At 72.8% G+C, this 26,311-nt stretch carries 23 protein-coding genes and 1 tRNA gene; 9 read left to right on the top strand and 15 right to left on the bottom strand.

Annotated elements, in window-relative coordinates; genetic code table 11:
* Positions 1–61: 61 nt before the first annotated feature.
* Positions 62–1,123, top strand: coding sequence for an LLM class flavin-dependent oxidoreductase (locus ACIGXE_RS30175; RefSeq protein ID WP_399752183.1), 1,062 nt, complete (start codon positions 62–64; stop codon positions 1,121–1,123).
* A gap of 166 nt (positions 1,124–1,289) precedes the next feature.
* The gene (locus tag ACIGXE_RS30170) at positions 1,290–2,480 is read left to right on the top strand and encodes a PAC2 family protein (RefSeq protein ID WP_399752181.1); all 1,191 of its coding nucleotides are present in this window, start codon (positions 1,290–1,292) and stop codon (positions 2,478–2,480) included.
* A gap of 107 nt (positions 2,481–2,587) precedes the next feature.
* Here ACIGXE_RS30170 and ACIGXE_RS30165 read toward each other — a convergent pair whose 3' ends face one another.
* From ACIGXE_RS30165 to ACIGXE_RS30145, 5 genes are all read right to left on the bottom strand, one after another.
* Entirely contained in the window at positions 2,588–5,644 is a 3,057-nt protein-coding gene (locus tag ACIGXE_RS30165) for an NPCBM/NEW2 domain-containing protein (protein ID WP_399752179.1), read from the bottom strand.
* A 115-nt stretch (positions 5,645–5,759) separates the two neighbouring features.
* Positions 5,760–6,989 carry a cysteine--1-D-myo-inosityl 2-amino-2-deoxy-alpha-D-glucopyranoside ligase gene (mshC, locus tag ACIGXE_RS30160; RefSeq protein ID WP_399752177.1) on the bottom strand — a complete coding sequence of 410 codons (1,230 nt, stop codon included), beginning with the start codon at positions 6,987–6,989 and terminating at the stop codon, positions 5,760–5,762.
* 177 nt (positions 6,990–7,166) lie between these two features.
* A complete protein-coding gene (locus ACIGXE_RS30155; protein WP_399752217.1) occupies positions 7,167–8,015 on the bottom strand; it encodes an SCO1664 family protein in 849 nt (282 codons plus the stop codon).
* A complete protein-coding gene (locus ACIGXE_RS30150) occupies positions 7,979–8,569 on the bottom strand; it encodes a DUF3090 domain-containing protein (RefSeq protein ID WP_399752175.1) in 591 nt (196 codons plus the stop codon). Before ACIGXE_RS30150 ends, ACIGXE_RS30155 begins: the two co-directional genes overlap by 37 nt.
* A gap of 82 nt (positions 8,570–8,651) precedes the next feature.
* Entirely contained in the window at positions 8,652–9,341 is a 690-nt protein-coding gene (locus ACIGXE_RS30145) for a histidine phosphatase family protein (protein ID WP_399752173.1), read from the bottom strand.
* 106 nt (positions 9,342–9,447) lie between these two features.
* On the opposite strand from ACIGXE_RS30145, the gene ACIGXE_RS30140 reads away from it, so the two are divergent.
* Positions 9,448–10,440, top strand: a complete 993-nt coding sequence (locus tag ACIGXE_RS30140; RefSeq protein WP_399752214.1) for a magnesium and cobalt transport protein CorA — start codon at positions 9,448–9,450, stop codon at positions 10,438–10,440.
* Between the two features lie 163 nt (positions 10,441–10,603).
* Here the strand turns inward: ACIGXE_RS30140 and ACIGXE_RS30135 are convergent, their stop codons facing one another.
* Entirely contained in the window at positions 10,604–11,389 is a 786-nt protein-coding gene (locus ACIGXE_RS30135; protein WP_399752171.1) for a ferritin-like domain-containing protein, read from the bottom strand.
* 214 nt (positions 11,390–11,603) lie between these two features.
* Positions 11,604–12,653 carry an LLM class F420-dependent oxidoreductase gene (locus tag ACIGXE_RS30130; protein ID WP_399752169.1) on the bottom strand — a complete coding sequence of 350 codons (1,050 nt, stop codon included), beginning with the start codon at positions 12,651–12,653 and terminating at the stop codon, positions 11,604–11,606.
* A gap of 162 nt (positions 12,654–12,815) precedes the next feature.
* Between ACIGXE_RS30130 and ACIGXE_RS30125 the strand changes: the two genes are divergently transcribed.
* Positions 12,816–13,799: an aldo/keto reductase gene (locus tag ACIGXE_RS30125; protein ID WP_399752167.1), complete on the top strand. Its 984-nt coding sequence runs from the start codon at positions 12,816–12,818 to the stop codon at positions 13,797–13,799.
* On the top strand, positions 13,796–16,015 hold the full coding sequence (locus ACIGXE_RS30120) for a helix-hairpin-helix domain-containing protein (RefSeq protein ID WP_399752166.1): 2,220 nt from the start codon (positions 13,796–13,798) through the stop codon (positions 16,013–16,015). Before ACIGXE_RS30125 ends, ACIGXE_RS30120 begins: the two co-directional genes overlap by 4 nt.
* A gap of 115 nt (positions 16,016–16,130) precedes the next feature.
* Here the strand turns inward: ACIGXE_RS30120 and ACIGXE_RS30115 are convergent, their stop codons facing one another.
* A complete protein-coding gene (locus ACIGXE_RS30115) occupies positions 16,131–16,766 on the bottom strand; it encodes a hypothetical protein (RefSeq protein ID WP_399752164.1) in 636 nt (211 codons plus the stop codon).
* Positions 16,767–16,813: 47 nt separating this feature from the next.
* On the opposite strand from ACIGXE_RS30115, the gene ACIGXE_RS30110 reads away from it, so the two are divergent.
* Entirely contained in the window at positions 16,814–17,002 is a 189-nt protein-coding gene (locus ACIGXE_RS30110; RefSeq protein ID WP_399752162.1) for a DUF5703 family protein, read from the top strand.
* A 54-nt stretch (positions 17,003–17,056) separates the two neighbouring features.
* On the opposite strand, the gene ACIGXE_RS30105 is transcribed toward ACIGXE_RS30110, so the two are convergent.
* From ACIGXE_RS30105 to ACIGXE_RS30095, 3 genes are all read right to left on the bottom strand, one after another.
* Positions 17,057–17,923 (bottom strand): chaplin, encoded by an 867-nt coding sequence (locus tag ACIGXE_RS30105; protein WP_399752160.1) that lies wholly within the window; start codon positions 17,921–17,923, stop codon positions 17,057–17,059.
* A gap of 120 nt (positions 17,924–18,043) precedes the next feature.
* Positions 18,044–18,277, bottom strand: coding sequence for a chaplin ChpH (gene chpH, locus ACIGXE_RS30100; protein ID WP_399752158.1), 234 nt, complete (start codon positions 18,275–18,277; stop codon positions 18,044–18,046).
* Positions 18,278–18,415: 138 nt separating this feature from the next.
* Entirely contained in the window at positions 18,416–19,741 is a 1,326-nt protein-coding gene (locus tag ACIGXE_RS30095; RefSeq protein WP_399752157.1) for a M20/M25/M40 family metallo-hydrolase, read from the bottom strand.
* 212 nt (positions 19,742–19,953) lie between these two features.
* Here ACIGXE_RS30095 and ACIGXE_RS30090 point away from each other — a divergent pair.
* Together ACIGXE_RS30090 and ACIGXE_RS30085 are read left to right on the top strand one after the other, a co-directional pair.
* Positions 19,954–20,041: transfer RNA gene (locus tag ACIGXE_RS30090), tRNA-Leu, on the top strand.
* A 62-nt stretch (positions 20,042–20,103) separates the two neighbouring features.
* On the top strand, positions 20,104–21,036 hold the full coding sequence (locus tag ACIGXE_RS30085) for a pseudouridine synthase (protein ID WP_399752155.1): 933 nt from the start codon (positions 20,104–20,106) through the stop codon (positions 21,034–21,036).
* On the opposite strand, the gene ACIGXE_RS30080 is transcribed toward ACIGXE_RS30085, so the two are convergent.
* The 4 genes from ACIGXE_RS30080 to ACIGXE_RS30065 form a co-directional block, all read right to left on the bottom strand.
* Complete coding sequence (locus ACIGXE_RS30080; protein WP_399752153.1) at positions 21,020–21,649, bottom strand: MBL fold metallo-hydrolase; 630 nt, start codon at positions 21,647–21,649, stop codon at positions 21,020–21,022. The genes ACIGXE_RS30085 and ACIGXE_RS30080 overlap by 17 nt on opposite strands.
* The gene (locus tag ACIGXE_RS30075) at positions 21,649–22,734 is read right to left on the bottom strand and encodes an S-(hydroxymethyl)mycothiol dehydrogenase (protein ID WP_399752150.1); all 1,086 of its coding nucleotides are present in this window, start codon (positions 22,732–22,734) and stop codon (positions 21,649–21,651) included. Before ACIGXE_RS30075 ends, ACIGXE_RS30080 begins: the two co-directional genes overlap by 1 nt.
* 380 nt (positions 22,735–23,114) lie before the next feature.
* Positions 23,115–24,599 (bottom strand): amino acid permease, encoded by a 1,485-nt coding sequence (locus ACIGXE_RS30070; RefSeq protein ID WP_399752148.1) that lies wholly within the window; start codon positions 24,597–24,599, stop codon positions 23,115–23,117.
* Positions 24,600–24,911: 312 nt separating this feature from the next.
* Positions 24,912–25,613: a FadR/GntR family transcriptional regulator gene (locus ACIGXE_RS30065; RefSeq protein WP_399752146.1), complete on the bottom strand. Its 702-nt coding sequence runs from the start codon at positions 25,611–25,613 to the stop codon at positions 24,912–24,914.
* A gap of 147 nt (positions 25,614–25,760) precedes the next feature.
* On the opposite strand from ACIGXE_RS30065, the gene ACIGXE_RS30060 reads away from it, so the two are divergent.
* Positions 25,761–26,297, top strand: a complete 537-nt coding sequence (locus ACIGXE_RS30060) for a gluconokinase (RefSeq protein ID WP_399752144.1) — start codon at positions 25,761–25,763, stop codon at positions 26,295–26,297.
* Positions 26,298–26,311: the final 14 nt, after the last annotated feature.

The following is a 26,311-nucleotide window of genomic DNA, read 5'->3' as shown; positions in this document are numbered from 1 at the left end:
GCCGGCCGGCCCGCCATGCTGCCGATACACCTCGGAAACACCGGGCGCGCACAGTGGGTACATGAAGTTTCAAGTGCTCTCTCTCATCGGCCACGCCCCGCACCCCCTGACCGGCGAACGGGACTCCGCCGCCGCCCGGTTGGCCCAGGTCCTGGAGGTCGGCGAGGCCGCCGAGCGGCTCGGCTTCGACGCGTACTCCATCGGCGAGCGGCACGCCGGACCGTTCCTCTCCTCCAGCCCCTCGGTGGTGCTCGGCGCACTGGCCGCCCGGACCTCCCGGATCCGCCTGCTCACCGGCGTCACCGTCGTCGCGATCCTCGACCCGGTACGGGTCGCGGAGGACTACGCCACCCTCGACCAGATCTCCCGGGGCCGGATCGAACTCGTCGTCGGCAAGGGCGCCGAGGCCGGGCACTTCGACCTCTTCGGGCTGGACGAGGCGCGCCAGTGGGACCTGCAGAAGGAGAAGTACGAGCTGCTCCGCCGGCTCTGGACGGAGGAAGGGGTCGACTGGCAGGGCGAGTTCCGCCCCGCCCTGAGGAACGTCACCACCCTGCCCCGCCCGTACGCGGGTCCGCCGAGGATCTGGCACGGCTCGGCCACCAGCCTCAACTCCCCCGAACTCGCCGCCAGGCACGGCGATCCGCTGTTCACCGCCAACGCCATCCAGCCCCGCGAGGCGTACGCGCGGCTCATCGCCCACTACCGCGAGAAGTTCGAGGAGTACGGGCACGACCCGCGGCACGCGCGCGTGGCGGCGGGTTCCGGCGGGCTGCTCATAGCCGACACCGCCGAGCAGGCCGTGGAGCGCTACAAGGAGCTCTACGAGGCGAAGGTACGGCAGACCTTCCAGCCCCATCTGGAGGGCAGGACCGGCTACAACACCCCGTTCCGCACCATCGAGGACGCCATCGCGGGCGGCCCCCAGCTGATCGGCTCCCCGCAGCAGATCATCGACAAGATCCTCGGCTACCACGAGGTGTACCGGCACGACCTGCAGTCGATCACGGTCGACGCCTTCGGGCAGTCCACGGCGGAGCAGATCGAGACCCTGGAGCGGTTCGCGGAGGAGATCGCCCCGGTGGTGCGGAAGGAGGCCCCCAGCACGCTCTGGGAGGAGTGAGCGGCGTTTCCGGACGGCCGGCGTGGACGCCGTGTGCCGACGGGAGTTCCTGGGTAGTCGATCAAGGCCGAGACGGCTCTCGGGCGGGTCCGAGGGCTGCGGGCGGGCCGCCGGAAAGGCATAAGGTTGGTCCGTACGACAGGAACTTCGACGAAGGAGGCGCTGGGTGATCGAGCTCGAGGGGGTTCCCGAGCTGATCGACCCGGTCATGGTGGCCGCGTTCGAGGGCTGGAACGACGCCGGTGACGCCGCCTCCGCCGCGGTCGCCCACCTGGACCGGGAGTGGAAGGGCGAGGTGTTCGCGGCGCTCGACGCCGAGGACTACTACGACTTCCAGGTCAACCGGCCCACGGTGTGGCTGGACGGTGGAGTCCGGAAGATCACCTGGCCGACGACCCGGCTCTCCGTGGTCCGGATCGGCGGCGACAAGCCCCGGGACCTGGTCCTGGTGCGCGGGATCGAGCCGTCGATGCGCTGGCGTTCGTTCTGCAACGAGCTGCTCGGCTTCGCCCACGAACTCGGCGTGGAGATGGTGGTGATCCTGGGGGCGCTGCTCGGCGACACCCCGCACACCCGCCCCGTGCCGGTCAGCGGGGTCACCTCCGACCCCGATCTGGCCCGGACCATGGACCTGGAGGAGACCCGCTACGAGGGCCCGACGGGCATCGTGGGCATCCTCCAGGAGGCGTGCACGCACGCCGGCGTGCCCGCGGTGAGTCTGTGGGCCGCCGTCCCGCACTACGTGTCCCAGCCGCCGAACCCGAAGGCGACGCTCGCGCTGCTCAACCGCCTGGAGGACCTGATCGGTCTGCACGTCCCGCTGGGCGAACTGCCCGAGGACGCGCGGGCCTGGCAGCTGGGCGTGGACCAGCTGGCGGCCGAGGACAGCGAGGTCGCCGAGTACGTGCAGACCCTGGAGGAGGCGCGGGACACGGCGGAGCTGCCGGAGGCCTCCGGCGAGGCCATCGCCCGCGAGTTCGAGCGCTATCTGCGGCGCCGTGAGCCGGGTTCGGGCCCGGGCCCCGGGCCGGGGGTGGCGACGGAGGGCGGCGAGACCTCGTACCTGCGGGACAGCGCCGGCGACCGCACCCGCCCGCCGAAGCCGCAGCAGCCGGGCCCGGAGGCGGTGCCGGGGGCGGACCCGGGCGGGCAGCCGGACCGGGAGCCGGAGCAGCGCTCGGGCGAGCAGACCCCGGGCGGGAACCCGGCGGGCGAAGGCGACGCGACGCCCGGCACGACTCCCGGCACGTCTGCGGGCGGGTCCGGAGGCTCCGAGGGATCCGAAGGCCGTCCTGACGGCGCCGAGGGCGCCGAGGGCTCTGGCGGCTCCGAGAGCCCCGAGGGTTCCGACGACTGACCGGCGACTGATTGAGACGGCTGACCGACGATCGACCGGTGATACGGGAGGGGTGGCGTGCCACCCCTCCCGTTCGCGTCCGTCAGGCCTGCTCGGCGACGACGGCGTCAGGCGCAGTCGAACCGGGCGGCCGCCCAGTCCCCGTGGTCCCCGCTCTTCGTGCCGTTGGTGTCGGTGATCCGCAGGTGGACATGGCGTGCGCCGGTCACGTCGACGTTCACCGGCAGCGTCGCCGAGGCGCCGGTCAGCCGCGGCGAGGTCCACAGCACCTTGCCGTCCGCCTCGACGGAGAAGGCGACGTCGCCGTAGCCGTTGATCTCGTCGTCGATGCCCACGTCGGCGGTGAAGGCGGTGCAGCGGCCGCCGAGGTAGACCTCGATGTCGGAGTCGGCGTGGGCGCCGACGCCCTTGGCGTAGGTCGTGCCGGCGAGGGTGAGGGGGTGGCCGTCCGCCGCGCCCGACTCGCCGTTGGAACGGTCGCGTTCGGGCGGTCCCCAGCCGTTCGTCGACTTCAGCCAGACCAGGTCGCTCGCCCAGGCAGGGGCGGTCGGCGGCTCGGGCATCACCCCGACGGCGAACCGCTGGGTGGCCGTGCGGTCCACCCCCGCCGCCCGGTGCCGGACGGTCGCGGTGAGCGGGGTCTCCCCGGGCGCGGCGTCCCGGGCCGGGGTCACGGCGACCTGGACCCGCCGGGTGGTGCCGGCCGGGATGCGGGCGATCGGCGCCGCCGGGGCGGCCTGCCAGCCGGCGGGCGCGCTCAGCGTGACCTCGACGCCGGTGGCGTCCCTGGTGCCCGCGGTGACGTCGACGGCGACGGTGCCGGGCACGCCCGCGCCGAGCTCCTGCCCGGCGGGGACGGCGAGGGTCGCCGGGGCCCCGGGCACGGCGCCGCCGACGGCGCTGGTGTTGGTGAGGACGAGGGTGAAGCCGCGGTCGGTGGGCTGGGCGGCCGTCCTGACCTGGACGACTCCCCCGCGGTCCTCGCGGTCGTACCACCAGCCCTGCTCGGCGGCCTCGAAGGCCGCCTTCGAGGTGAACCGGGGCAGCGCCCGCCCGCCCAGGGTGACGCCGCCGGGGGCGTCACCGGTGTGGACGGTGAAGCGGTACGGCCGGGCGGCCGCCTTTCCGGTGTAGTCGCCCTCGGCGGCCCCGATCCGTACGGTGACGTCGCCGGCCCCGCGCTGCGGCGCGCGGACCTCGGCCCGCTGGGTGGTGGAGCGTCCGGTGCGGTGCTCGCGGGTCACGCCGTCGTCCTCGTAGAGGTCGAAGGAGGACCGGCCCTGCGGGTAGACGTCCCAGGCGATCGGGTCGCCGGGCCTGCGGTCGGTGTACGAGCGGATGCCGCCGGGCCACAGGGGAACGGCGGCCCCGGCCCGTACGAAGAGGGGCAGGGTGTCGAGCGGGGCGCTGTAGTGGTCGAGGGTGACGGGGCCTTCGTAGGTGCGCCCGTTCCAGTAGTCGATCCAGGTGCCCTTGGGCAGGTAGATGCCGTCGCGCTCGACCGCGTCCTGGTAGACGGGCGCGACGAGGAAGTCCTGGCCGCTGAGGAACTCGTACTTGGCGGCGTCCGAGGCGGCCACCGGGTCGTCGGGGTATTCGACGACGAGCGGCCGGGCGAGCCCGAGGCCGGTCTTCGTGGCCTGCTGGGCGTGCGAGTAGATGTAGGGCAGCAGGGCCTCGTGGAGCTTGAGGGAGGCGCGGTTGATCGAGGTGTACGGCTCGCCGTGGCGGAAGGGCTGCTTGTCCTGGGCGGCCCAGCCGTCCATGGTCATGGTGACGGGCAGGAACATCTTCCACTGCAGGTCACGGGTGTACGTCTTGGGGCTGCCGCCGAAGATGCCGTCGACGTCGCCGGTGGTGTAGGCGAGTCCGGACATGGCGGCGCCGGCGTAGGTGGGGATCTGCCAGCGGATGTACTCCCAGGTGCCGGACTGGTCGCCGGACCACTGGACGCCGCAGCGCTGGGCGCCGGACCAGCTCTCGGGGGCCCAGGTGAAGCCGCGGGCCGCGCTGTTGGCCTCGATGCCGGCGTAGGCGCCCTTGCAGCCGTCGAGGGCGAACTTGTAGCCGTCGCCGACCCAGGCGACGTCGAGCTTGGCGACCCGCTGGCCGGCTCTGACCTGCTCGGCGAGCTTGTCGAGGCCGTCCTCGGTCCACAGGCCGAGCTGTGTGCCGCGGGCCTGCAGGCCCTGGGCGGCCTCGGCGAGGTTCTCGTAGCCGCAGCCGTAGCCGTCGTTGACGAGCATCCAGCCGTTGGGCATGTCGTGCTGGACGTAGCCGTCGGCGACCTTCAGGGCGTCGAGGGTGTGCCGTTCGCCGCGGTTGGCGTTGTGGAGGTAGCAGTCGGCGTCACCGATCTCCAGGCCGTAGACGGGCGGCAGGAAGGGCTTGCCGGTGAGCCGGGTGTACTGCCCGATGACGTCCTTGAGGGCGTCCTGCCCGTCGCCGGCGAAGTAGTAGGCGTCGAAGCGCTGTTCGCGGGCGGTGGCGGTGACGGGCTCGCCGAAGACGTAGGTGTTCGGGGCGTAGGTGTTGCGGTAGACGCCGTAGCCGGCGGACGAGAGGTAGAACGGGACGGAGTTGGGGTGACCGCCGTCGTTCCAGTTGTAGTCGACGCCGACCTCGACGGTCTTGCCGCGGTGGGAGGTGTTGCCGCGGCCGTTCTGCATGCCGGCGCCGTAGAACTGCTCGGCGGCGCCGCGGGCCAGGGTCTGGGTGGTGCGGTCCTGGTTCCAGGTGAGGCCCTGGGTCTCGGACCACAGCGGGGTGCCGTCGGCGCGCACCGCGGCGAAGCGGAGCGGGGACTTGTAGGCGCGCAGGGTCACCCGGGAGGTGCTGAGTTCGTAGCGGTCGCCGCGGTCGGCCCAGTGGGTGGTGGGCGGCGGGCCCTGCGGCAGGACGACGTCCTGTCCGGTCGGGTCGGTGAACCTGCCGTCGGGGGCGAGTTCGATGCGGAAGGTCTCGTCGGAGACGAAGCTGACCCTGGCCTCGGCGCGGCCGGCGGTCAGCTGGTAGACGGCTCCGTCGGCGGCGAAGGCGGTGACCTCGCCGACGGTGGTGTCGGAGGGTTCGGCGGAGGCTGTGCTTCCGGGGCCCGCGAACACCGCGAGGAGCCCGAGCACGGCACCGCCGAGGGCAGCTCTCATGCGCATTGATGATTGCATGGGGCGTTCCTAGCGCAGATTCGAGCATCCGGCCAGGGGCAAAACGGAACCGCCCCCGGACTTCACGGGAAGTCCAAGGGCGGTTGCGTGGAAGGGAGTTGCGCGGTCGGGCCGGCTACAGGGCGACGCCGAGCAGCGCGTCGACGGCGCGGGAGACGAGCCCGGGAGCGGACTCGTCACTGCCGCCCTCGGCGGCCTGGAGCGCGGCCCAGCGGTCGACCGCGGCGAGCGCGGCCGGGGCGTCCAGGTCGTCGGCGAGCGCCTCGCGGAGCTCGTCGACGAGGGCGTCGGCGGACGGGCCGTCGGGGCGCGACACGGCGGCGCGCCAGCGGCCGAGGCGCTCGACGGCGTCCTGGAGGACCTGGTCGGTCCACTCCCAGTCGGCCCGGTAGTGGTGCGAGAGCAGGGCGAGCCGGATGGCGGCCGGGTCGACGCCGTCCCTGCGGAGCTTGGAGACGAAGACCAGGTTGCCCTTGGACTTGGACATCTTCTCGCCGTTCAGGGCGACCATGCCGGCGTGCACGTACGCCTTGGCCATGGGGAACTCGCCGGTGAGCGTCTGGGCGTGGGAGGCGCCCATCTCGTGGTGCGGGAAGATCAGGTCGGAGCCGCCGCCCTGCACGTCGAAGCCCATGCCGAGGTGGTCGAGGGCGATGGCGACGCACTCGATGTGCCAGCCGGGGCGGCCGGGGCCGAGGCTGCCGCCGTCCCAGCTCGGCTCGCCCTCGCGGGCGGCCATCCACAGCATCGGGTCGAGCGGGTTCTTCTTGCCCGGGCGGTCCGGGTCGCCGCCGCGTTCGGCGGAGAGGTGGCGCATCAGCTCGGTGCTGTAGTGCGAGACCTCGCCGAAGTGCGGGTCGGCCTCGACGGAGAAGTAGATGTCTCCGTCGAGCTCGTAGGCGGCGCCGGAGTCGCGCAGCCGCTCGACGAGCGGGACGATGCCCGGTATCGCCTCGACCGCGCCGATGTAGTGCTGCGGGGGCAGCATGCGCAGGGCGGTCATGTCCTCACGGAACAGCGCGGTCTCGCGCTCGGCGAGGCCGACCCAGTCGATGCCGTCGCGCAGGGCGCGCTCCAGGAGCGGGTCGTCGACGTCGGTCACGTTCTGGACGTAGTGAACCTGCCGCTTGGTGTCGAGCCACACGCGCTGAACGAGGTCGAACGCGTTGTAGGTCGCCGCGTGTCCCATGTGGGTCGCGTCGTACGGCGTGATGCCGCAGACGTAGATGCGGGCGACGGGGCCGGGGGCGAGGGTCACTCGTCCACCGGTCGCGGTGTCGTGAATCCGGAGGTCGCGGCCCTTGCCGGGCAGGGCGGGGACCTCAGAAGCGGGCCAGGCATGCATGTCCTGAGCGTAACCGGACAGCTGTTCCGGATACGAACCGCATCCGGGATCTTGACCGATTAGGCGGTCTTGCGGGAGGAGATCGTGCATGCATACCCCCGGGGGGTGTCTGCTGACGGAGGAGATTGGCCGAAACCCGTCGGCGAGGCCCGGGAGTGACCCGCCGGACCCCGGCTCTCACACCGGCGGCCAGGGAATGGCCGGCCACTCCCCGGACGGCACGGGGTGCCGTCCGGTCCGGCGCAGCCGGGCGACCCGCTCCCGCAGGGCGGCCACCTCGGCCCCCGTCAGGAGCCCGGTGAGCCGTTCGGCCAGTGGAGTGCCCGGCGCGAGCTGCCCGTCGAGCGAGCCGAGGACGGTGACCGCCTCCGCGGTCAGCTCCTCGCCCGCCCAGCCCCACAGCAGGGTGCGCAGCTTGTCGTCCACGTGGAAGCTCACGCCGTGGTCGATCCCGTAGAGCCGCCCGTCCGGCGCGGGCAGCAGGTGCCCGCCCTTGCGGTCGCCGTTGTTGATCACGGCGTCCAGGACGGCGAGCCTGCGCAGCTGGGGGGTGTCGGCGTGCACGAGCAGCGCCGTGCGGTCCTCGGCGACCTGTGCGGGGCCCACGGCCTTCCAGCCCTCGCCGGCCTCCTCGTCCTCCACGAGGGCGAGCAGGGCGGCCTCCGGGTCGGCCTCGACCCACAGCTGGACCATGCCCTCGCCGTACGGCCCGTCGCGCAGCACGGTCGGCGGGACCAGGCCCCACCCGGTGGCCTCGGACACCTCGAAGGCGGCGACCTCGCGCTGGGCGAGGGTGCCGTCGGGGAAGTCCCACAGCGGGCGCTCCCCCGCGACCGGCTTGTAGACGCAGGCCGCCTCCTCGCCCTCCAGGGCGACGGAGCAGTACAGCACCGCGTTGGACGCCTCGCGGACCTGGCCGCGGACGGTCAGCTCCCCCCGGGCGAGCAGATCGAGGTCCGTCCGTGTCCGCTCGCGGATCCCGTCACCGCTCATGCGCCGCGACGGTATCCGTTCTGGCGGGGGCAGACGTGCCCCTCGGGGTCGAGCGGCAGGCTGCACAGCGGGCACGGCGGGCGGCCCGCGTTGACCACGTCCAGGGCCCGCTTGGCGAAGGCCCGGGCCTGCGCGCCGGTGAGCCGGACCCGCAGCATCGGCGGACCGTTCTCCTCGTCCTGGAGCAGCCGCTCCTCGGCCGCGGCGAGGTCCTCCTCGGAGTCCGCGTCGAGTTCGACGAGCGCCTGCGCCTCGACGATCATGCGCTGTTCCTCGCCGTCCCAGGCGAGGGCCATGGTGCCGACCCGGAACTCCTCCTCGACGGGGGCGTCGAGGGGAGCGGTGTCCGTGGTGTCGGGGGGCGCGACCGCGGGGACGGGCGCGTTGCCGCCGGTGCGGCGCACGACCTCGTCCAGAAGCTCGTCGATCCGCTCCGCGAGGGCCGCCACCTGGGTCTTCTCCAGGGCGACGCTGGTGACCCGGCCGGCCGCGGACGCCTGAAGGAAGAACGTACGGCGTCCAGGCAGCCCGACCGTGCCGGCCACGAAACGCTCCGGTGGGTCGTAGAGGAACACCTGACGGGACACGTTCCCGACTCCCTTGGGTCTCGACTGTCGTGCTGCGGACTGGTTTTCTCCAGCGGCGCGTCCACCCTACTGCGCGGATGGATCACGGGGCGCCCGCACCGCCCCCGACCTCCGCCGCACCCCGGTCGGCCGGGGTCTCGCGCGGGAGCAGGGCGGCGAAGTCGCCGGTGTCGCCGAGGCGGACGAGGAAGGGACGCAGGCGGGTGTAGCGGATCACGGTGACCGAGCAGGGGTCCACCTGGAGCCGCTGGAACAGGTCGAGGTGGAGGCCGAGGGCGTCGGCGACGATCGCCTTGACGATGTCCCCGTGCGAGCACATCGCGTAGACGGCGTCCTCGCCGTGCTCGGCCTCGATCCGGGCGTTCCAGTCGCGCACGGCCTCCACGGCCCGGGTCTGCATGGCGCGCATGGACTCGCCGCCGGGGAAGGCGGCCGCCGATGCGTGGGCCTGCACGACCTGCATGAGCGGCTCGTCCATGAGCTCGGCGAGCTTGCGGCCCGACCAGTCGCCGTAGTCGCACTCGTTGATCCGGTCCTCGACGTGCAGCGGGAGGCCGGGACGGGCGGCGAGCAGCGGCCGCACGGTCTCGCGGCAGCGCTGCAGCGGGCTGGAGACGACGGCGGCGAGCGGCACCCCGTCGAGCCGCCGGGGCAGCGCGGCGGCCTGCGCGGCGCCGCGCTCGTCGAGGGCGACCCCGGGCGTCCGCCCGGCGAGCACCCCGGAGGTGTTGGCGGTGGAACGTCCGTGCCGTACGAGGATCAGCGTGGCCATGTCGGCCAGCCTATGCGGCTCCACGCGCGCGTGGAGCCGGACCGCGGCACCGTGCGGGGTACGGAAGGCGCTCCAGCGGATGCGCTTCCGCGGCGGCCGGGGGAGAATACGGCGCGTGATCGTGGACTCAGCCATCTATCGGCGCGGACAGCGGACGCAGAGCCCGGCCGACCTGTCGGACGCGCTGGCGGAGGCGCGGGCGAGCGGGGACGCGTTCCTGTGGGTGGGGCTCTACGAGCCGACCGAGAACGAGTTCGACCACGTCTCCTCGGAGTGCGGCCTGCATCCGCTCGCCGTCGAGGACGCCCTGAAGGCGCACCAGCGGCCCAAGCTGGAGGTCTACGACGACTGTCTGTTCGTCGTGCTCAAGCCGGTGGTCTACGAGCCGAAGAGCGACCGGGTCAGCTCGGACGAGGTGATGGTCTTCGTCGGCGACTCCTTCGTGGTGACCGTGCGGCACGGGGCCGGCAGCCCGCTGACGGCGGTGCGCAAGCGCATGGAGGCCACCCCGGACGTGCTGCGGCACGGGCCGACGGCGGTCCTCTACGCGATCAGCGACGCGGTCGTGGACCACTACATCGACGTCGCCGGGGAGCTCCAGATCGACCTGGAGGAGCTGGAGGCCGACGTCTTCGCGCCGTCCGGCGGCAGCCCGGCGCGCACCGCGGAGCGGATCTACACGGCCAAGCGGCAGGTCCTGGAGTTCCGCCGGGCGGCGGGCCCGCTGGCGGGGCCGCTGGCCCGGCTCGCGGCGGGCTCGGTGCCCTTCGTGCACGACAAGGCGACGCCGTTCTTCCGGGACGTGCAGGACCATCTGCTGCGCGCCAACGAGCAGGTGGAGGGCCTGGACCGGCTGCTGTCCGACGTGCTGTCGGCACACCTGGCGCAGATGGGCGTCCGGCAGAACGACGACATGCGGAAGATCTCGGCCTGGGCGGCGATGGCCGCGGTCCCCACGATGGTCGCGGGGATCTACGGCATGAACTTCGACCACATGCCGGAGCTGCGGTGGGCGTGGTCGTACCCGGCGGTGGTCCTGCTGATGGCGGGCACCGTCACGCTGCTGTACCGGCTGTTCAAGCGGCGCGGCTGGATGTGACGATGCCGGGCCTCCCGGGCGGCTGGAGGCGCGCGGTCCCGGGCGGCCGCCGGAGGCGCGCGGTCCCGAGCGTCGGCCGAGGCGCGCGGTCCCGGCCGGCGGAGACGCGCGGTCCCGGCCGGCGGCCGCAGGCGCGGTCCCGGCCGTCCCGGGAGCGGCGGTCTCAGAAGGCCGGGGCCGGGGTCGCGGGCCCTCCGAGGGCGTCGCGGCGCTCGGGCATCCTGAGGTCGACCATCTTGTGCCAGCCGGCCGCCCGCTCGTACGCGTACACGGCGTGGATGCCGGCGGCGAGGACGGCGGCCTTGGCCTTGGGCCAGCGCAGGATGCGGCCCATGTGGCTCATCACGGCGAGGCTGACGTCCCGGTAGACCTGGATCTCGGCGAGGGCGCACTCCCGCAGGACGCGCTGGATGAGCCGTCCGTGCCCCTGGCGGTTCAGGCGCAGCAGCTCCTCGTGGCAGTACGCGAGGTGGTTGACCTCGTCGTTGTCGATCATGTGGATGGCCCGGCCGAGCTCGGGGTGGTCGCCGAAGTACTTGACCAGCAACTCCATCTGGTCCGCGGCCCGTTGTTCGGTGACCCGGCTGTGGCTGAGGTAGACGACGATGTCCTGCTCGCTCAGCGGCTCCTCGCGGCGCAGTTTGTCGTGGGCGAGGCCGATCCCGCGCTGTTCGAGGAGCATCGTGTAGTCGGTCTCGGGCGGCACCGGCACCGGTTCTAGCCCGCGTTTCCTCATCAGCGCGTGGAAGATCCGGCCGTGCTTGTCCTCGTCGGCACCGTGCCGGGAGATCTTGGGGGCCAGGTCGCGCAGGCCGGGGGCGACGAGCGCGGCGATCCGGCCGTTCTCCCAGCCGCCCTGCGCCTCGCCGCTGGCGGCGATGGAGCAGAAGAGCTGGAACGACTCGTCGTTGTCGATGATTTCCTGGAACAGGTTCTTGGCCGTGAGCATGGCTGGCACCTCCGTGGTGTACGAGTCAAGTGCGCCGCGCCGGGGCGGGCAACACGAGGGCCCGGAGGCTGGGCCGAACGGCGTACGGGAGATGCGGCGCGGGAGGTGTGGCGGGGCGCGTAACCCCGGGGGCGCTCACGCGTTGTGCTGCGTGACGGCCGTGGCGGGGAAGACCCCCGAGCCCCCACCACGGCCGCAGACGTGTTCCGGGGCCTTACGCGAGTCCGGCCCGCTCCAGGGCCTCGACGCCCGCCCGCAGCGCCGCGAGGCGCTCGTCCAGGGTGAAGCCGGCCGGGGCGAGGGTCAGGGTGGTGACGCCGGCCGCCGCGTAGGCCTTCATGCGGTCGGCGATGCGGTCGACGGAGCCGAGCAGGGTGGTCTGGTCGATGAGCTGCCGCGGCACGGCCGCGGCGGCGCCTTCCTTGTCCCCGGACAGGTACTTGTCCTGGATCTCGGCGGCGGCCTTCTCGTAGCCCATGCGCTGGGCGAGCTGGTTGTAGAAGTTCTGCTTGCGGCTGCCCATGCCACCGACGTAGAGGGCGGTGTACGGGCGGAAGATGTCGGCCAGCGCGTCGATGTCGTCGCCGAGGGCGAGCGGCAGGGTCGGGTGGACGTCGAAGCCCTCCATCGTGAGCCCGGCCTTCTCACGGCCCGCGCGGAGGTGGCGCAGCGCGGTCTCCTCCAGGTGCTCGGCGGCCGGGAAGATGAGCAGGGCGCCGTCGGCGATCTCGCCGGTCTGCTCCAGGTTCTTGGGGCCGATGGCCGCGATGTAGAGCGGGATGTGCGGGCGGGTCGGGTGGACCGTGAGCTTGATCGGCTTGCCCGGGCCGTCCGGCAGCGGCAGCGTCCAGTGCTCGCCCTCGTAGCTGAGGCGCTCGCGGGACATGGCCTTGCGGACGATCTCGACGTACTCGCGGGTGCGGGCCAGCGGCTTGTCGAACTTGACGCCGTACCAGCCTTCGGAGACCTGCGGTCCGGAGACGCCGAGGCCGAGGCGGAAGCGGCCGCCGGAGAGCGAGTCGAGGGTCGCGGCGGTCATCGCCGTCATCGCGGGCTGCCGCGCCGGGATCTGCATGATCGCCGAACCGACGTCGATCCGCTCGGTCTTGGCGGCGACCCAGGACAGCACGGTCGGGGCGTCGGAGCCGTAGGCCTCCGCCGCCCAGCAGACGTCGTAGCCGAGGCGGTCCGCCTCCTGGGCCACGGCGAGGTTGTCGCCGTCCATGCCCGCGCCCCAGTAGCCGAGGTTGATGCCGAGCCGCATGCCACGTACCCCTTACCCATCGGTAACGTCCCTGTCTGCGGGACTCTAGCGCGCGGCCCCCACATCCGTCAGGAGGCGATCCGGGACGGTACGGGCACCGCCTGTGGACAGGTTGTCCACAGGCTCTCTCCCCGTGGTGCCGTGGCCAGTAATCTCGCGGCCATGGAGCAGAGGCATCTCGGACGTACCGGCCTGCGCGTGTCCCGGCTCGGGCTCGGCACCCTCACCTGGGGCCGGGACACCGACGAGCACGACGCGGCCGAGCAGTTGAAGGCGTTCTGGGACGCGGGCGGCACGCTCGTGGACACCGCGGACGTGTACGGGGGCGGCGAGGCGGAGTATCTGCTCGGGCGACTCGTCGGCGACAAGGCCCTGGTGCCGCGCCGGGATCTGGTGATCTCGACCAAGGCGGGCAGCGTTCCCGACCCGGACCGGCGCACCGACGGCTCGCGCGGACACCTGCTGGCGGCGCTCGACGCCTCGCTCGCCCGGCTCGGCACGGACTACGTGGACCTCTGGCAGCTCCACGCCTTCGACCCGTACACGCCACTGGAGGAGTCCCTCCAGGCGCTCGACATCGCCGTCAGCACCGGCCGGGCCCGCTATGTCGGCGTCTCCGACTTCTGCGGCTGGCAGCTCGCCAAGGCGGGCACCTGGCAGCTGGCCGGGGAGCGCACCCGGCTGGCCGGGACGCAGATGGAGTACTCGCTGCTCCAGCGGGGCATCGAGCGCGAGGTGCTGCCGGCCGCCCTCGACCTCGGCATCGGGCTGCTGCCCTCCTCGCCGCTCGGCCGCGGGGTCCTCACCGGCAAGTACCGGCACGGCACACCGACGGACTCGCGCGGCGGCTCGGAGGCCCTGGCCCCGTTCGTGGAGCCGTATCTCGACGAGACGGCGAGCCGGATCGTGGACGCGGTCAGCACGGCGGCGGACGGCCTGGCCACGACCCCGCTGCAGGTCGCCCTCGCCTGGGTCCGCGACCGCCCCGGAGTGACGGCGCCGATCGTCGGCGCGCGCAACGCGCAGCAGCTCACGGCTGCGCTGTCAGTGGAGAGCCTTAGTCTTCCTGACGAGATCTGCAGGGCTCTCGACGACGTGTCGGCGCCCGTGCACCGCTACCCGGATCACGACTGGAGCACCCTGTGACCGAGCCTTCCGGCGACACCCCGCCCGAGGCCGCCGCCACCCCGCCGGGCGAGCCTGAAGAGCCCACGGCCGCCGAGCCGACGGACGGCGCGGAGGCACCCGACACCGCGACCGCCTCCGGCCCCGAGGCGGTCGACGCGGACGCGGCCGGGACCGGGGACCCGGCCGACGGGGACGGGGACGGCGCCGAGGGCGCGGAGTCCGGTGCGGCGGAAGGGGCCGAGGGGGCGGCCGCCGCGAGCGGCCAGGCCGCGGCGGAGACGCCCGCGCTGTCCGAGGCGGAGGCGGAGCTCGCCGCGCAGCGGGAGTTCCGGGCCCGGATCGAGCAGCGGAAGGCCGAGCGGGGCGGCCCCGTCGAGGCCGGCGGAAAACTGAGCGGGACGGCCGCCGATCTGCTGGCGGCGGTACGGGCCGTGGAGAGCGGCGCCAAGCCGGTGGCGGTCCCGCGCGTCGAGGCGCCGGCGGCTCCGCCCCGGCCGGCCCCGGCCACGGCGCCGGAGACGACCGTGCGCCCGCCGGCGCCCCGGGCCCCCGTGGTGACCGAGGAGACGACGGCGGCCGTGCGGCAGGTCCTCGCGCGGGGCGGGGCCCCGGAGACGCTCGCCGGCCAGGTGGCCACGGTGCTCGGCGAGGGCGCGGCGCGCGCCCTGGAGGACGATCCGTGGCAGCTGCTCTCCGTGCCGGGGGTGCGGCCCGAGCAGGCGGACGGCTTCGCGCGGGCGCTGCTCGGCGCCCAGTGCGGTCCCGCCGATCCGCGCCGCGCGGTGGCCCTGGCCGCGTGGCTCCTGGAGCAGGCGGCCCTCAAGGGGCACACGGCCCTGGAGATCGGCGCCGTACGGGACGGACTGGCCAAGCTGTCGGTGCCGGAGCCCGAGAAGGCGGTCGAGCTCGCCGTCTCGGAGGCGGCGGTGCTCGTCTTCCAGGAGGAGGAGCCACAGGACGAGGAGGGCGAGGAGGAGTTCGAGGAGGAGTCGGAGCCGGCGGCCGCCGCGGCGCAGGAGCCGCAGGCTCCCGTGCTGCTGGGCCTCGAGCGGTACGCCCTCGCCGAGGAGAGCCTCGCCGACGGACTCGCCCGCCTGATCCGTACGGTCGAGGCGGCGGAGTGGGACGGCCCCGAGCTGGCCCGCGCCGCGGGGGCGCACGGGCTCGTGCTGCACACCGGCGGTGAGGCCGCCCGCGCCGAGCCGGCCGCGCTGGCCGAGGCCGCCCGCGCCCGAGGCCTGCGGGCCGCGCTCGCGGCGCACACCGCCCGCGACGGCGCCGTGCCCCTCGCCGCCCTGCTGTCCGGCGCCGCCGGCCCGGGCCGGGACGCGGAGGGCGCGCTCGCCCTCGACCTGCTGTGCGTCCTGGACGCGCCGCAGCTCGACGTCGAGAGCGCCGCCGCGCTGGTCGAGGCGCTGCCCGACGGCTGCCGTCTGGTGCTGTCCGGCGACCCGCACGTCCTCGGAGCGCCCGGTCCGGGCCGGGTCTTCGCGGATCTGCTCGCCGCCCGGCTCGCCCCGCAGATCGCCTCCCGCACGCCGGACCCGGGCCCGCTCGGCGAGCTGGTCTCGGGCATCGGCATCGGCGAGCTGCACCAGGTGGACGCCCCCGGCAAGGAGGTCGTGATCGTCCCGGTCCGGGACGCCGGTGAGGCGGTGCACCGCACGGTGCAGCTGGTCGCCGACTCGATCCCGCGGGCGATCGGCGTGCCGGCCGAGCAGACCCAGGTGATCACGGTCGGGCACGGCGGCTCCGCCGGCACCCGCGCCCTGAACGCCGCCCTGAAGCAGCGGCTCAACCCGGGCCCGGGCCGCTTCGGCGGCTACGACCCGGGCGACCGGGTGGCCCACTCCCCCGCCCCCGGCCGTACGGTCACGGGCACGGTCGTGTCGGCCGACGCCGCGGGCCTGCACCTGGACTGCGGCGGCGAGCGGGTCGTCGTGCCGAAGGAGCGGGTCGAGCCGGCACTGCGGCACGGCTGGGCGCTGACCGCGCACCAGGCGGCGGGCGCGCGCTGGCCGGCCGCAGTCGTGGTGCTGCCCGGGGACGCGGCCGGGGGCCTGAGCCGGGCCTGGGTCTACACGGCGTTCGGGCGCGCCGAGCGGCATCTGTCCGTCGTCCACGGCGTGGACCAGGCGCTGCCGCGCGCGGTCGCCGAGGGTCTGCCCGCGGAGCGCACGACCCGCCTCCGCCCGCTCCTGGAGGCGCTCCTGAAGGACGACGACGAGGCCTGAGGGGCACCACGAGCCGACGGGCGCCCCTCCCGCGTGACACATGCGGGAGGAGCGCCCGTGAGCAGCGTTCGGTGACGGCTGTCGCTCCCGGCCGCCGTCCGGTCGAAGCGTTCCGTCAGGCCCGGGGGACGCGTTCCAGCGGTTCCTCGTCCGGCTCGTCCTCGTCGTCGAAGACGGCGCTGATGTCGAAACGGCAGACGATCCGTTCGGGGTCGGCGTGGTCGAAGGGGGCGTGCAGCCACTCGCCCGGTTCCGGGAGGTCCTCGGCGACCTCGACCCACAGGGTGGAGTCGCCCTCCTCCAGGCCGAATTCCTTGTGACGGGACGCGATTTCGTCAGGTTCGTACTCGCCGAAGAGGACACCGAGCGCGGCGTGGGTCGTCCCCGCCTCCTCGTCCCGCTCGAGGTCCGTGACACGCCGGGCCTGAGCGATGAGCCGCTGCGGCTCCACCACGGCGTAGTCTCGGCGGATCAGCACGCTGAGCGCGTGCGGCTCCTCCGGCCCCGCGTAGGGCGGCAGGGAGTCGTCGGCGCCGGGGATCTCGAAGGGTGTGACCTCGTCGTACCGGTCGTACAGGGCCTCGTCGTACGCCTCCGCCGCCGCGGCGAGCGCGTTGAAGGCCTCGTAGACGGCCGGGTCGTCGTCCCCGGTGCGGCGTTCGACCGCCGCGAGGTGACGGTCCAGTGCGGCCTTGACCGCCTCGGCGGCGGCACGTACCTCGGCAGCGGTGGGCTGCGCAGCATCAGACATAGGACAGACGCTATCCGTACCGACCCCTTGGCCGCACAATAGATGCGATGCCGGAATACGAATTTGTCGACGTGTACGTGCCGCGTGGCGTCTCCCGCAAGGAGGCGACGCGGCTTCTGACCGACCGTGCGGAGTACGGACACTGGGAGTTGGACCGCCTGAGCCTGCACCGGGACGGCAGCCGCCGGGTGCGGCTGCGACGGCGCATCATCCGTCAGATCCGAGCCACCTGGTGACATGAGAAAGGGCCCCGCGGTGCGGGGCCCTTCCGGTTTCCCAGGGGGGACGTGCTACGCGCCGCGGCGCGCCCGGCGGTAGATCACCGAGCCGGCCAGCAGCATGCCCGCGCCGAGGGGGACGGCCACCCCGAGCGTCCCGGCACCGGTGTGCGCGAGCTCCTCGGTGGGCCGGTGCGGCGTGACCGTGTGCGTACCGGGCGTGTTCGGCCCCTGCGGGCCGCCGGGCGTGCCGGGGTTCCCGGGCTGGTGGCCACCGGAGTCGCCGGGACCGCCGGGCGTACCCGGGGTGCCGGGATTCCCCGGGTTACCGGGGGTGCCGGGGGTGCCGGGATTCCCCGGAGTGCCGGGCGTCCCCGGGTTGCCGGGGGTGCCGGGGTTCCCGGGATTGCCCGGGTTGCCGGGGTTCCCAGGATTCCCCGGGTTCCCGGGATTGCCGGGGTTCCCCGGATTCCCCGGGTGCGTCGGTCCGGTGCCGTTTCCGCAGTCGTTGCCGGACGCCGCGTTCCCCAGGCCGACGGCCGTGACGCTGTTGCCGCACACGTTGACCGGGGCGTCGATCGGCACCTGGACGTGGTTGCCGGAGGCGACGCCGGGCGAGTTCGAGGCGTGGCCGCCGGCGGATGAGCCGGAGCCGTACTCGTCGCCATAGCCGCCCCCCTGGCCGCTCTTGTTGGCACAGGAGTTGCCGTACGCCGGGTTCATGAGCCCGACGCCGTTGACGGTGTTGCCGCAGACGTTGACCGGCGCGTGGACGGGCACCTGGACGTTGTTGCCGGACGCGACGCCCGGCGAGTGGGACGCCGCACCGGCGGCGCCCGCGTCGGCGTGGGCGTAGCCGCCGCCGAGGGCGATCATGCCGCCCGCCGCGGCGACGGTGAAGATGCTCTTGCGGGTGATGATGCGTGTGACCTGTCGCATTGCTGATGACCTGCTTCCCTGCCTGCTCGGCTCGCGAGAAATGACCACCGGCCCCGGAGTGCATGGCGCGCACTCCGGGGCCGGCCTTGGCTCAGACCCTCAGGGGGTCGAGGCGCGACGTCAGGCGTTGACGCAGGTGTTGCCGAAGGTGGGGTTCAGCAGCCCGATGATGGTCACCGTGTTGCCGCACACGTTGACGGGAACGTGAACCGGCACCTGGACCACGTTGCCCGAGAGGACACCGGGGGAACCGATGGCCGCACCCTGGGCACCCGCGTCGGCAACGGCCATGCCCGCACCCGCGAGAACGAGACCGCCGGTGGCAGCCGCAGCAGCGACGACCTTCTTGATCATTATTCCTCCTTGTTGGCAAAAGCGGTCCCAGCCGCGGACCGCATCACCTCCAACGAGGGGGAAGGGAGGGGGCTACGAGCCCCCTGGGGCATTCACTCTTTCCGGGCAGACCTGAACGGGTGGCCGATTTTCCGATCGTCAGCTCGCGTCGATGAACCGGTCGAGGACCCGGACGCCGAACTTCAGGCCGTCGACCGGGACCCGCTCGTCGACGCCGTGGAACATGCCGGCGAAGTCGAGCTCGGGCGGCAGCTGGAGCGGCGCGAAGCCGAAGCAGCGGATGCCGAGGTCGTCGAAGGACTTGGCGTCGGTGCCGCCGGAGAGCATGTACGGCACGGCCCGGGCGATCGGGTCCTCGGCACGCAGGGCCAGCTGCATCGCGTCGACCAGGGCGCCGTCGAAGCTGGTCTCCAGGGCCTTGTCGCCGTGCACGTCCTCGCGCTTCACGCGGGGGCCGAGGATGCGGTCGAGGTCGGCCAGGAACTCCTCCTCGTAGCCGGGCAGGAAGCGCCCGTCGACGTGCGCGGTGGCCTGGCCGGGGATGACGTTCACCTTGTAGCCGGCGCCGAGCATGGTCGGGGCGGCGGAGTTGCGCAGGGTGGCGCCGACCATCTTGGCGATGCCGCCGAGCTTGGCGAGCGTGGCGTCCATGTCCTCGGGGTCGAGGGGGGTGCCGAGCGCGTCGGAGAGCTCGTCCAGGAAGGACCGTACGGTCTTGGTGACGCGCACCGGCCACGTGTGCCGCCCGAGCCGGCCGACGGCCTCGCACAGCTCGGTGATGGCGTTGTCGTCGTTGGTCATCGAGCCGTGGCCAGCGGTGCCCTCGACGGTGAGCCGCATCCAGTGCATGCCCTTCTGGGCCGTCTCGACGAGGTAGAGCCGCAGGTTCTCGTTGACGGTGAAGGAGAAGCCGCCGACCTCGCCGATCGCCTCCGTCACGCCCTCGAAGAGGTCACGGTGGTGGTCGACCAGGTGGCGGGCGCCGTAGGTGCCGCCGGCCTCCTCGTCGGCGAGGAAGGCGAGGACGATGTCGCGCGGCGGCTTGCGGCCGCTGCGCAGCCGGTCACGGACGACCGCGAGGGTCATCGCGTCCATGTCCTTCATGTCGACGGCGCCCCGGCCCCAGACGCAGCCGTCGGCGACCTCGCCCGAGAAGGGGTGGTGGGTCCAGTCCTCGGCGTTCGCCGGGACGACGTCGGTGTGGCCGTGGATGAGCAGGGCCGGCCGCGACGGGTCCTCGCCCTCGATCCGGGCGACGGTGGAGGCCCGCCCCTTGTGCGACTCGATGATCTTCGGCTCGAGGCCGACCTCCGCGAGCTTCTCCGCGACGTACTCGGCCGCCGCCCGCTCGCCCGGGCCCGAGTGGTCGCCGTAGTTGCTGGTGTCGATGCGGATGAGGTCACGACAGAGGTCGACGACCTCGTCCTCGCCCGTGACGCCCCGGCCGGTGTTCGACTCGCTCACGCTGCTTCCTTCCCCTACGTGCCCCACGTGGACTGCTGCTGATCTCCCCCATCCTCCCGCGCGCCCCGCTCGACGCCCAAGGGCGTCCGCGGGCCGACATGCGGCTGTCACATGCCGAGACCGGGAAGGGGTGGTGATCGACCACCTCGAATGTTTGCTATGGTTTTCCTCGTCGGAAGGGGCCGAACGGCCCAAGAAGACGAAAACACCTGGTCCGGGTGGCGGAATGGCAGACGCGCTAGCTTGAGGTGCTAGTGCCCTTTATCGGGCGTGGGGGTTCAAGTCCCCCCTCGGACACCAGCCGGAGAGGCCCCACTGATGTGGGGCCTTTTCGCATGTCAGGGGACGTTTAGGGTGGTCGGGTGAGACGCAGATCCCAGGCCCCCTCCTCCCCTCTCCCGCAGCGGGACGGCATCGACGCCGTGCGGCTGCGCCTGCCCGAGGACCCGGACGGGGCCTGGGGGACCGTGCGGGAGCATCTCGTGGCGCGGTACGGCGGGGCCGTCGGAGAGGCGCGGGTCGCCGCGATGGTGCGCGAGGGGCGGTTCGTCGGGGCCGACGGGCGGGCCGTGGACGGCGACGAGCCGTACGCCGCCGGCCGGTACCTCTGGTTCCACCGGGACTTCCCGGCGGAGCAGCGGGTGCCGTTCGAGGTCGGGGTGGTGTACCGGGACGAGCGGATCGTCGTGGCGGACAAGCCGCACTTCCTGGCGACGATGCCGCGGGGGCGGCACGTGACGGAGACGGCGGTCGCCCGGTTGCGGCGGGAGCTGGGGATACCGGCGCTGCAGCCGGCGCACCGGCTGGACCGGCTGACGGCGGGACTCGTGCTGTTCGTCGTACGGCCGGAGGACCGGGGGGCGTACCAGACGCTGTTCCGGGACCGGGCGGTGCGCAAGGAGTACGAGGCCGTGGCCGGGTACGACCCCGGGCTCGAACTGCCGGTGACCCGGCGCAGCCGGATCGAGAAGGAGCGCGGCACCCTGGCCGCGCGGGAGGTGCCCGGCGAGCCCAACAGCGAGAGCCGGATCGAGTCGGCCGAGCGGCTGGCGGGCGGACTCGCCCGGTACCGGCTGGTGCCGGCGACCGGGCGTACCCATCAGCTGCGGGTGCACATGAACGCGCTCGGGCTGCCGATCCTGCACGACCCGCTGTTCCCGGTCGTGCGGGAGGAGGGGGCGGAGGACTTCGAGCGGCCGCTGCAACTGCTCGCGCGAAGCCTGGAGTTCACCGACCCCTTCGGCGGCGGCCCGCTGCGGTTCGAGAGCCGGCTGCGGCTCAGTGGCCGCGCCTGAGCCATTCCTCCAGGTGCGGGGCCTCCGCGCCGATCGTGGTCGTGGCGCCGTGGCCCGTGCGGACCGTGGTCTCGGGCGGCAGGACCAGGAGCTTCTCCCGGATCGACGCGACGATCGTCGGGAAGTCCGAGAAAGACCGGCCGGTCGCGCCCGGGCCGCCCTGGAAGAGGGTGTCCCCGGTGAAGACCGTGCCCAGGTCGGGGGCGTGCAGACAGACCGCGCCGGGGGCGTGGCCGGGAGTGTGCAGGACGCGGAGGTCGGTCCCGGCGATGGTGAGGACCTGACCGTCGGCGAGGTCCCCGTCCGGGGTGTGATCGGGGTGGGTCAGCTTCCACAGCGGCTGGTCGGCCGGGTGCAGCAGGATCCGGGCGCCGGTGGCGGCGGCCAGGGCCGGGGCCGCGTCGATGTGGTCGTCGTGCGCGTGGGTGCAGACGATGGCGCGCAGGGTGCGCCCGTCGAGGGCGGCGAGGATGGCCTCGGCATCGTGGGCGGCGTCGATGACGATCGCCTCGCTGTCGTCGCCGACGATCCAGACGTTGTTGTCGACGTCCCAGGTGCCGCCGTCGAGGCTGAAGGTGCCGGAGGTGACCAGGTGGTCGATGCGGGCCGCCATCAGAGGACCACCACCGAGCGCAGGACGTCACCCTCGTGCATCCGCGCGAAGGCCTTCTCGACGTCACCGAGTCCGATGGTCTCGGTGACGAAGGCGCCGAGGTCGATCCGGCCCTGCTGGTGCAGGTCGATGAGCATCGGGAAGTCGCGGGACGGCAGGCAGTCGCCGTACCAGGAGGACTTGAGGGCGCCGCCGCGGCCGAAGACGTCGAGGAGCGGGAGTTCCAGCTTCATCTCGGGGGTCGGGACGCCGACCAGGACGACGGTGCCGGCCAGGTCGCGGGCGTAGAAGGCCTGCTGGTAGGTCTCGGGTCGGCCGACCGCCTCGATGACGACGTCGGCGCCGAAGCCGCCGGTGAGCTCGCGGATCGCCTCGACGGGGTCCGTGGTCCGGGAGTTGACCGTGTGCGTGGCGCCCATCTCCGTGGCCTTGGCCAGCTTCCGGTCGTCGATGTCGACGGCGATGATCTTCGCCGCCCCGGCGAGGCGGGAGCCGACGACGGCCGCGTCGCCGACGCCGCCGCAGCCGATGACGGCGACGGAGTCGCCGCGGCCGACGTTGCCGGTGTTGATCGCGGCGCCGATGCCGGCCATCACACCGCAGCCGAGGAGACCCGCGATCTCGGGGGCGACGGCCGGGTCGACCTTGGTGCACTGACCGGCCGCGACGAGGGTCTTCTCGGCGAAGGCGCCGATGCCGAGCGCCGGGGAGAGCTCGGTGCCGTCGAGCAGGGTCATCCGCTGCTTCGCGTTGTGGGTGGCGAAGCAGTACCAGGGGCGGCCGCGCAGACAGGCCCGGCACTGGCCGCAGACGGCACGCCAGTTGAGGATCACGAAGTCGCCCGGGGCGACGTCGGTCACGCCCGCGCCGACCGACTCGACGATCCCGGCGGCCTCGTGGCCCAGGAGGAAGGGGAACTCGTCGTTGATCCCGCCCTGCTTGTAGTGGAGGTCGGTGTGACAGACCCCGCAGGCCTGGATCTTCACCACCGCCTCGCCGGGGCCGGGATCGGGCACGACGATCGTCTCGACCCGCACCGGCTCGTTCCTGGCGGGGGCGATGACCCCTTGGACCTGCTGCGCCATCGTGACTTCCTTCCTCCGAAACGGTGATCCGCGTTACGGATGTGACGATATCGGCCAGGTTACGCCCAGCCCGCGACCTTCGCCCGTCCCTGTCAGGTCTTCGCCGGTGATGACATGACGCAGCCTCAGGGGGAACGGACGGCCGGTGAACTCGAGCCGTTCGTGGACGCGTTGGCCGTGTCGCCGGTGATCCGGCCGGAGCCGGGTCAGAGCGGCGGACCGCGGGAGATCGCGACCGAGCCGACGCCCGTCCCCGTACCCACGCCGTCGGCGGGCGCTGACGGACGAGACCCCCGCGGGCAGGGAGGGCTGCTCGCGGGGGTCTCGCGCTTCCCGTGGGGGGAAGGAGGGGCTTCCCGTTGGGGCGGGAAGGGGGGAGGTCAGTCCTCCTGGCGGGCGCCCGCGGTGGCGCGGACCCGGCCGCGGACCAGGAACCAGCCGCCGACCAGCGCCGCGGCGATGAGCGGCAGGCAGTTGACGGTGGTGCGGCCGACGCCGCCGTCCATCCACATGAGGACCAGCACCGTGGCGAGGAAGCCGAGCGTCACGATCTGGGTGTACGGGGCCCAGGGCAGCTGGTACGAGGGGCGGACGAGCTTGCCCTCCTTGGCGCGGCGGGCGAAGAGCAGCGAGCAGACCATGATCATCGCCCAGGTGCCGATGATGCCGATGGAGGCGAAGTTGAGCACCAGCTCGAAGGCGTCCTCGGGCATCCGGGCGTTGAGGACGACGCCGGCGACGCCGAAGCCGGCGGTGAGCAGGATGCCGCCGTAGGGGACGCCGCCCTTGTTCATGACGCCGGTGAACTTCGGCGCGGAGCCGGCCAGGGACATCGAGCGCAGGATGCGACCGGTGGAGTAGAGGCCGGAGTTCAGGCTGGAGAGCGCGGCGGTGAGCACGACGAGGTTCATCACGCCGGCGGCGCCGGGGATGCCGAGCTTGTCGAAGACGGTGACGAAGGGGCTCTGGTCGCCCGAGTACGCGGTGTACGGGAGGATCAGCGCGAGCAGGACGACCGAGCCGACGTAGAAGAGGCCGACGCGCCACATGATCGAGTTGATCGCCTTGGGCATGATCTTCTCGGGGTTCTCGGTCTCGCCGGCGGCGACGCCGCACAGCTCGACGGAGGCGTAGGCGAAGACGACGCCCTGGATGAGCAGCAGCATCGGCATGACGCCGTTCGGGAAGATGCCGCCGTTCTCGGTGATGTTGTGCAGGCCCGGGGTGTGACCGCCGACGTCGTGGGAGGTCGCGACGAGGAAGATGCCGACGACCATGAAGATCACCAGGGCGGCGACCTTGACGATGGCGAACCAGAACTCCATCTCGCCGAAGTACTTCACCGAGATGAGGTTGGCGGCGAGGACGATCGCGAGCGCGATCAGGGCGAGCACCCACTGCGGGATGTCGCTGAACATCGACCAGAAGTGGGCGTAGGTGGCCGCGGCGGTGATGTCGGCGACGGCGGTGGTCGACCAGTTGAGGAAGTACAGCCAGCCGGCCGTGTAGGCGCCCTTCTCGCCCATGAACTCACGGGCGTAGGACACGAAGGCACCGGAGGACGGGCGGTAGAGCACCAGCTCGCCGAGGGCGCGGACCACGAAGAAGGCGAAGAGGCCGCACACCGCGTACGCGATGAAGAGGGAGGGGCCGGCGTTCGACATGCGCCCACCGGCGCCGAGGAAGAGGCCCGTGCCGATGGCGCCGCCGATGGCGATCATGTTGATGTGCCGGGACTTGAGGTCCTTGCGGTATCCGGCGTCGCCGGCGTCCACGTGGGAGGACACCGAGGGGGCCGACGAAGCCGCTGTGGGAGTCGCCGGGGTGGCGGACAGCGGGTCGGCCGCAGTGCTGCGGTCACTCATGGAGTTGTTCGCCTTCGTGAGGGGGAGGGTCTGTGCGGTACCCGGCCGTGCCCTTGTGGGGACTTCCGGCACGGCCCGCGCACATCCTCACGGCAACGGCGGCCGCTGACTGTGGCGGATGTCACTGAACGCCCATATTTGAGCTAGTTCAGAGGTTACGCGCGGGTGTACAACGTGATTCGTAGGTCACGCGCGGGTGTACGGCGTGGTTCGGAAGTCACGTGTGGATGTACGGCGCGATGCCGAGGTCACGTACGGATGTACGGCGTGATGCCGAGGTCAGGTACGGAGGGACGGACCGCCGAGGCGCCGTCACGGAGCGAGGACGTCCAGTTCCTTGAGCGCGCCGACCGCGATCTGCCGGGTCAGCTCCTCGGCCCGGGCCGAGTCCTTCTCCCGCACGGCCTCGGCGACCTGGACGTGGAGGGTGACGGCGGCCGGGTCGGGGTCCTCGAACATCACCTGGTGGCGGGTGCGGCCGGTGAGCACCTCGGCGACCACGTCGCCGAGCCGGGCGAACATCTCGTTGCCGGAGGCGTTGAGGACGACCCGGTGGAAGGCGATGTCGTGCACCAGGTAGGCCTCCAGCCGGCGGCCGCGCGAGGTGGCGACCATGCCGAGGGCCTGCTCGGTGAGTTCGCGGCACTGCTCGGGGGTGGCGTTCAGCGCGGCGAGCCCTGCGGCGACGGGTTCGATCGCGGAGCGCAGCACGGTGAGCGAGCGGAGCTGCCGGGGCCGGTCGGCGCCGGCCAGGCGCCAGCGGATGACCTGGGGGTCGTAGACGTTCCAGCGCTCGGTCGGCAGCACGATGACGCCGACCCGGCGCCGGGACTCGACGAGGTGCATGGACTCCAGCACGCGGACCACCTCGCGCACCACGGTGCGGGAGACGTCGAAGCGCTCGGCGAGCTCGTCGGTGCGCAGCACGCTGCCGGGCGGGTACTCCCCGGCGGTGATCGCGAGACCCAGGGTGCCGAGGACGTGCGGGTGGAGCCCCTGGGCCGGTGTCGTCATGTGGTCAGCCTATGCGCGTTCCGTGACGGGACCACAGCCGGGAACAAAAAGTACGACTTTTATGTCACAGGCTCTTGAATACGTCGTACTCAATGGGTTTCATGAGCGCGACGGATCGATGTCGAAGAAGACAGCGAGGCACCACCCATGAGCACCACCCCCCGGCCCGGCACGACGGAACGTCCCCCGGTCGTCGTCGTGATGGGCGTCGCCGGCACCGGCAAGACCACGATCGGCCCGATGGTGGCCCGGGCCCTCGGCCTCCCCTACGCGGAGGGCGACGACTTCCACCCCGCGGCCAACGTGGCCAAGATGTCCGCCGGCGTCCCGCTCGACGACACGGACCGGGAGCCGTGGCTCGACGCCATCGGGGCGTGGGCGCACGGCCGCGCCGGACTCGGCGGCGTGGTGAGCAGCTCGGCGCTGAAGCGGAGCTACCGGGACCGGCTGCGGGCGGCCGCCCCCGGCGTGGTCTTCCTGCATCTGACCGGCGACCGGACGCTCATCGAGGAACGCATGGCGGCGCGCAAGGGCCACTTCATGCCGACCGCGCTCCTCGACTCGCAGTTCGCCACCCTGCAGCCGCTCCAGGAGGACGAGGCCGGCGTCGCCGTAGACGTCTCCGGCACCCCGGAGGACATCACCGCCCGGGCCGTCGCCGCCCTGCGCCGACTCGCCGACTGATCCGCACCCCCCGC

It is taken from the genome of Streptomyces sp. NPDC053431 (assembly GCF_044544925.1).
Lineage (GTDB): Bacteria > Actinomycetota > Actinomycetes > Streptomycetales > Streptomycetaceae > Streptomyces.
The sequence above is the reverse complement of the archived record's forward strand: the minus strand, read 5'-3'. Positions and strand labels throughout refer to the sequence as shown.